This is a genomic window from Legionella sp. PATHC039, from assembly GCF_026191275.1.
GTDB lineage: Bacteria > Pseudomonadota > Gammaproteobacteria > Legionellales > Legionellaceae > Legionella > Legionella pneumophila.
This window is the reverse complement of record NZ_JAPHOP010000002.1, coordinates 168,195-174,617: the sequence shown is the minus strand read 5'-3', so window position 1 is coordinate 174,617 and position 6,423 is coordinate 168,195. Positions and strand designations below refer to the sequence as shown.

Below are 6,423 nucleotides of genomic sequence, written 5' to 3'. Positions count from 1 at the left end.
TTTTCATCACCCGTATGTAGAATGGCAATTATCATCGATTCTGAAGGAAATGCTATTACACTGCATGAGCTCAATCAATAAGTCTGTATACAAAGGATAAATGATGATGTTTGCTAAATGTTCTGTATTTATTGCTACAAGTCTTGATGGCTTTATTGCAAGAGATAATGGTTCTATTGATTGGCTAATGAAAGCAAATGAGCTTGTGCCCCCAGGTGAGGATGGTGGTTATAAAGAGTTCATATCTACGGTCGATGGACTCATTATGGGGAGGCATTCTTTTGAGAAAGTCTTATCATTCGACCCTTGGCCTTATGGTGAGCTTCCTGTCATAGTGATGAGTAGCAAACCTATAGAAATTCCTGCTCATTTAAAATATGTTTCAGCATCTTCCGAAACACCCATCGAGCTCGTTAAGCGGTTAACTGATGAAGGATTTAAGCATCTTTATATTGATGGAGGAATAACTGTCCAAAATTTTATAGCCGCGAATTTAATCCATGAATAACAATAACCATCGCACCAGTCTTGCTAGGTTCTGGTCGTTCATTATTTGTACATTTGACACAAGACATTGAACTGGAGCATCTTGAAACCAAATGTATTGGCGGTGGTTTTGTTCAGTTGAAATATCGGATGGCTGCGGTACAGGCGAACCCATAGCACAATTTTTAATTAAACAAGGATATAAAGTAACGGGCATTGATGCAAGTCAAAAAATGATTGAGCAATACAAGATAAGATTCCCAGATGCAAAATGGCTACTTGCTGATATGAGAACTTTAGATTTACAAGAGAAATTCGATGCGGTCATTGCCTGGCATAGTTTCTTTCATTTACCTCATGATGATCAACGAAAAACATTAAAATCTCTTGCTTCTTTGGTAGAGCAAAATGGTTTATTAATATTTACTTCCGGACCCGAGTACGGGGAAGTCTGGGGTGATAATGGGGGATATGATTTATATCATGCATCCCTTTCGTCTGAAGAATATACTCAAATTCTTCTAAAGTGCCATTTTAAAGTCCTTGTACATAACATTAGGGATCCTGATTGTGGGGAAGCAACTGTTTGGGTTGCTCAAAAAAACCACATTACTCCAGAGTAAAATGAAAAAAACTTCTTCAAATCTTATACTCAAAAATAATGGGATATCTATTTGGCATCATAGGAGATTTTTTAACACCAATTTTGATGCATCCCATTTTCTTGTAAAATGGTTCAGCACCAGGATCGCTCCATAATTTGAATCTACTAACACCATTTGATTTAAAATCTTCTACCATCATAGACCACATTTTTTTACCGAAGCCTTTACCAATATAATCTAGATCAATAAAAAAATTATCCAGTTCAGACTCTTTATTTCTGATGCTAAAACTATAAAAACCCATCACCTTTTCGGGTTTTTCAGTATTTCTTTCACAAAAAAGTTGCACTGTATTTTTTTCAAGATAGTCTGTGGTCATTTGAAAAAGCTGCATGAATTTATCCATAAATGCTTTATCATATCCCCAATAAGATTTTGAGCGATACATTAACTCATTGATCTGTTTTAATTCATGGACACCAGCTCGTACACATTTTACAATCATCTAGACCCTAACAATTTTTAATAGAAGCGCTATATCCGAATCGCCATAGAGCCAGTATTTAGCATCATCAGTATATTTCAGCCACTAATTTTACATCATACTGAGGCTACTGGTAAAATCGAAAACCAAAACTTTATCCTCTAAAACAATGACTATTGAACAGAATGAATTAGAGATTAAAAATAATCTACATCAAAGCATTACATGGGGACAACCTATTCCACTTTCCCCAATCTTAGCCCCTGACTGTCCTTACCCAGTTGAGGCACTTCCCTCAATTGTTAAAAAAGCCGTAGTAGACTATCAACAATATGGACAGCAACCTCTGCCTTTGATTGCATGCAGCGCCTTGGCTAACATGTCTTTATCATGTCAATCACTTGCCAATGTAGCGCGAGACAACTATTTAATTAGTCCTGTATCGCTTTATTTTTTAATTGCCAGCGGCTCTGGCACCCGAAAAACTGCTGCAGATAATGTTTTTTCGAGGGCAGCGCGTCACTGGGAAACACTTATTCGTAAAAGGCGCGAACCTGAAGTGTTGTCAGCGCTAACGCAACACCAAGTATGGCAAATGGAAAAAGACAGTTTATTCTCCCAAATCAAACGTGCAACCTATACGGGAGAAGACTCGGATTATGCCAAAGAAATGCTTGATGAGTTAATTCATCAAGAACCGGAAATTCCTTTGCAACCCACTCTTTATTTTGAAGATGCTACCCAAGAAGCACTGGCTATTCATTTAGCCCAAGGTTGGCCTTCTGCATCCTTATGGTCTGATGAGGCAGGCATCATCTTGGGTAGCCATAGCATGCAAGGCAATCCAACTCGTTTTGTAGCATTGCTTAATCGTTTGTGGGACGGTAAGACGTTCACAGCACATCGTAAGACAACGCAAGGATTTACCATTGAAAATCGGCGTTTAACACTTAACTTGATGATGCAACCGCTTATCTTACAACAACTTACCAAGCAAGCATCCGGTATTAGCCGACAAAGCGGTTTTTTAGCTCGTTGCCTTATGGCTTATCCTGCCAATAGTATGGGAAATCGATTTTACCAAGAGCCGCCTGCCTCTTTACATTCTCTAACCCATTATGAGCAACGCGTCACTGCCTGCTTAAACCAGTCAGAACAATTAAGCCATCAAGGTTGTATTCAACTTCCATTGTTGAAAATGAGTATGGCCGCAAAACAACAATGGATTTTATTTTTTAATGCAGTGGAAGCTGGGTTAAAACCTCAAGGCCAGTGGGTCGATGTCGTTGATTTCGCGTCAAAGGCCGCTGAAAATACAGCGCGGCTTGCAGCACTCTTTCATCTTTTTGAAGGACGCCATGGGGATATTGGTGTAGAGCATACCGAAAATGCCATTGAAATAATTAGTTGGCATTTGCAAGAAGCACGACGAATTATGCCTACTGAAACCGTTTCTTTGCAGTTTTCCGATGCCCTAAAACTTATGGACTGGTTTATTGAAAAAAATATTAGTTCAACAACCTTACGAACTATTCAACAATTAAGTCCATTGCGAGATAAAATAAAACGCGACCAAGCGGTTGAATTATTAGTGGAGCACAATCAAATACGCATTGTAAAATCAGGTTCAAAAACGATGGTGGAAGTGAATCCACGCGCATGCAAAGTGCCAACATGAGTTTTGTTTAATACTTTTAACTTTATCACACCAATTTACAGGAGAAACTCGTGCCCTTTAACATGCTAAAAGAATGGTTGAACAAGGAAAAAGAAAGGGGGATTGAGGATCCTTCCTGTGCTGTTTTAAGTACTTGTAGCAGCTCTAGCGAACCTCATAGTCGAGTGGTGGCCATTCGGGAAATTGAAACAGAGAGTCTTTTATTTTTTACGCAGCAAAAAACACGCAAGGTTGCTGAATTATTAAATAACCCTAAATCCTGTTTAAATTTTTTATTTGCGATGCAGAACCGACAAGTTATTTTAGAAGGTACAGCAATCCCCATTTCTCAAGAAGAAAATGAAGCTTTTTGGAGTACTCTTCCTCGTGAACGCCAATTGAGATTCTCTGCTTATGCTCCTACTTCAGGACTTGTCATTAAAGATTTAAACCAATTGGAAACCAGGAAAAAAGAATTGAGTGATCAATTTGCAGGACTTCCTATCCCTATGAGCGAGTATTATTTCGGTTTTCGCTTTATCCCAGAAACATGGATTTTCTACACGGTCGGCTCTATTTCTTTTTCTGAAGTAATTCGCTATACGAAGATAGAAGATTCTTGGAAATCAGAATTAATTTCCCCATAGGTGATATCATGTACATGCTTTGTTTTTGTGTTCCAGAAACCCATTTAGAAATTGTTAAAAATGCTATTTTTGCTACAGGCGCAGGGAGTGTTGATCATTATCAGCATTGTGCTTGGCAAACATTGGGTGAGGGGCAATTTATGCCATTACCTGGAAGCCATGCTTTTATTGGGGAAATCAATCAGCTTGAAAGAGTACCTGAATATAAAGTAGAAATTATCTGTACTGAAGAGCAAATCACAGTGGCTGTTGCGGCCTTAAAGAAGGCTCATCCCTATGAATCACCTTCTTATCAAGCGTTTCGGGTTGAGAGTATCTAATAATAAACAATGCTTCCAATATGAACCAACTTACATTCAAATAAGGACCTAAAAAATGTTACCCAAAAATGCCAGTTTGGGACATATAGCCCTAGCAGTTAATAAACTTGCTGAATGTGAGCAGTTTTATAATTTATTGGGATTGCAAACAGAACTTAAAACGATGGGCTACGTTTATCTTACAGGCAATAGCGACAATTGTGAAATTGGGGGAAAATCGTTGAATCTAACGCTCTAATATAAATAAAAATGTTCTCTTGTATGCCACTTTTATCACGATCGTTACTTCCAATACGGTTGTAACCTAAAATAGTAGCGACGATGCAAAATTTTATTCACGAACACTGCGCAAAATTTTCTCACCATGGTTAATGAGCAACGAGATATGTCCTTCATGATCCAAAACTTTTAGTGAGGCGTTAGGGATTAATTTTGCATAAAGATTGGCATGAGCTAACGGAGCTTGTTTATCTAATCTACCTTGCCAAATGACAACAGGGCACTTTATATGGCTCATATCAAATCCCCAAGGCTTTAGGCTTAATTGAATTTCTTGAGATACGCCTGTAATACCACCTTTAAAAGCCTCTAACGATGATTGGATAAATAAATCACCAGCTTCTGTGTCACCTAAAATACGCTGATCTACCTCTGACATTTTACTCGTCATTTTTTTTAATATCCCGGGTTTTTTCAGCATCAAAAACATGAGATTTACCATGACGGTAGCAATTGGGGGTATTGCTTTAATCATTTTATTTATAAACCGCTGTCCTCGTCCTAGACTTGCTGTAGCCTCAGGTATTTCAAAAGGCCCCATACCTGAGACAATCGCTATTTTATTTAACCGATGAGGTATTTTATATCCACATCCTGCAACAAAAGGAGCTCCACCAGAGTGACCTATAATAGAAAATTTAGGGATACCTAAGTAATTGGCAAGAGCCTCAACATCATCAGCCCATGAAAGAATAGTGCGCGTTGGATGTTTAGAAGATAAACCCATTCCTGGTCTATCAATACTAATTAATCGATAATGATTTAAACATGCTATATTTTCCCAATGCCCAGCCTCAAGCCTAGAACCTGGAAGTCCATGAAAATAAAAAACTACCTCTCCTTTTGGATCTCCAAACTCAGCATATCCAAGTGTTCTGCCATCGTTTAACAGAATAGTAGAATTAGTAAAGCAAATTTTGGTATTCATAATAATTTCCCAGAAAGATAGTGCTCTACTGATGCTTCTATCAGCAGAGCAAGATGATCACGATAGCTTACGTTCAGCAAAAACTCTCATAGCAGCTACCAAATAATCAACCAAACCAGGGTGATATTTATTATAAAATAATCGAAAATCTGGATGGTCCAGGTACATTTTTCCAAGTCCTAAATATGTCTCCTTTGTTGGTGTCCAAAAATTATTAACCCAATCGTAATGTTCTTGGATTAATGCCTGAACCTCATCCGAATCAGTCCTAACTCCTTTTGCTAATGCATTGGCCAGCTCAAGATTAAGCTTTTCACCCGCATTTTTAAACTGTTCCCAATTTGATTTTTTCCAGTGAGAAACACGCGTCCAACTATCATCAATTTGCTTTTGTGATATCACTCCTGTTTCGAGCATATATTTTTCGTGCTCTTGTTGTTTGATGGGATCGAAGCCATCATACATTTCCGCATCACGCATAATTATTTTTCCTCTTAAATGTGAAATGGTTTTATCAATCGTCTTGATGAGCGTTGCTGTTCGTTCAAGACTAGATTCCAAAGCAGATTTATGTCTTTTTAATGATTCTATTTTATCAAAATCATCACTACTCATAATCTGTTGGATATCATTTAGAGGAAAACCAAGCTCACGAAAAAATAAAATCTGCTGTAACATAAGCAGCTGCTCTTCTTTGTAATAACGATATTGATTGCCACCATAGTAGGCAGGTTTTAATAAAGCAATTTCATCATAGAATCGCAGAGTGCGGGTACTGACCCCTGAAAGCCTCGCCAATTGATTAATCGTGTATGCCATTTTGCTCTCCTCTAATTGACAACATACACGATAAGGGTTGACGTAACGGCAAGGTCAATAGATATAATAATTTTTTTAAACCTGTTAAAACGACCATTAATCCAGTCATCAAATTGATTGCATAAACTAAGTTAAATTAGCAAGTTTCTGTAGTTGTTATTTTTAAGAATCACTTCAGGTGCACACCATCAAATACCC

9 protein-coding genes are annotated in these 6,423 nt (G+C 37.9%); 6 read left to right on the top strand and 3 right to left on the bottom strand.

Going from position 1 to position 6,423, the window contains the following annotated elements:
* Positions 1–103 precede the first annotated feature (103 nt).
* Positions 104–508, top strand: coding sequence for a dihydrofolate reductase family protein (locus OQI99_RS16135; protein WP_230305094.1), 405 nt, complete (start codon positions 104–106; stop codon positions 506–508).
* Between the two features lie 91 nt (positions 509–599).
* Entirely contained in the window at positions 600–1,109 is a 510-nt protein-coding gene (locus OQI99_RS16130) for a class I SAM-dependent methyltransferase (protein ID WP_021460632.1), read from the top strand.
* A gap of 16 nt (positions 1,110–1,125) precedes the next feature.
* On the opposite strand, the gene OQI99_RS16125 is transcribed toward OQI99_RS16130, so the two are convergent.
* Positions 1,126–1,596: a GNAT family N-acetyltransferase gene (locus OQI99_RS16125; protein ID WP_021582682.1), complete on the bottom strand. Its 471-nt coding sequence runs from the start codon at positions 1,594–1,596 to the stop codon at positions 1,126–1,128.
* A 148-nt stretch (positions 1,597–1,744) separates the two neighbouring features.
* Between OQI99_RS16125 and OQI99_RS16120 the strand changes: the two genes are divergently transcribed.
* The 4 genes from OQI99_RS16120 to OQI99_RS16105 are packed head-to-tail and all read left to right on the top strand — an operon-like array spanning position 1,745 to position 4,437.
* The gene (locus OQI99_RS16120; RefSeq protein WP_021460635.1) at positions 1,745–3,253 is read left to right on the top strand and encodes a YfjI family protein; all 1,509 of its coding nucleotides are present in this window, start codon (positions 1,745–1,747) and stop codon (positions 3,251–3,253) included.
* 50 nt (positions 3,254–3,303) lie between these two features.
* Positions 3,304–3,879, top strand: a complete 576-nt coding sequence (locus tag OQI99_RS16115; RefSeq protein WP_021582681.1) for a pyridoxine/pyridoxamine 5'-phosphate oxidase — start codon at positions 3,304–3,306, stop codon at positions 3,877–3,879.
* Positions 3,880–3,887: 8 nt separating this feature from the next.
* Positions 3,888–4,199 carry a hypothetical protein gene (locus OQI99_RS16110; protein ID WP_025520126.1) on the top strand — a complete coding sequence of 104 codons (312 nt, stop codon included), beginning with the start codon at positions 3,888–3,890 and terminating at the stop codon, positions 4,197–4,199.
* A 55-nt stretch (positions 4,200–4,254) separates the two neighbouring features.
* Positions 4,255–4,437 carry a hypothetical protein gene (locus OQI99_RS16105; protein WP_011212541.1) on the top strand — a complete coding sequence of 61 codons (183 nt, stop codon included), beginning with the start codon at positions 4,255–4,257 and terminating at the stop codon, positions 4,435–4,437.
* Between the two features lie 93 nt (positions 4,438–4,530).
* Here OQI99_RS16105 and OQI99_RS16100 read toward each other — a convergent pair whose 3' ends face one another.
* Positions 4,531–5,406, bottom strand: coding sequence for an alpha/beta fold hydrolase (locus OQI99_RS16100; protein ID WP_011212542.1), 876 nt, complete (start codon positions 5,404–5,406; stop codon positions 4,531–4,533).
* Between the two features lie 57 nt (positions 5,407–5,463).
* Positions 5,464–6,225 carry a MerR family transcriptional regulator gene (locus OQI99_RS16095; RefSeq protein WP_011212543.1) on the bottom strand — a complete coding sequence of 254 codons (762 nt, stop codon included), beginning with the start codon at positions 6,223–6,225 and terminating at the stop codon, positions 5,464–5,466.
* Positions 6,226–6,423: the final 198 nt, after the last annotated feature.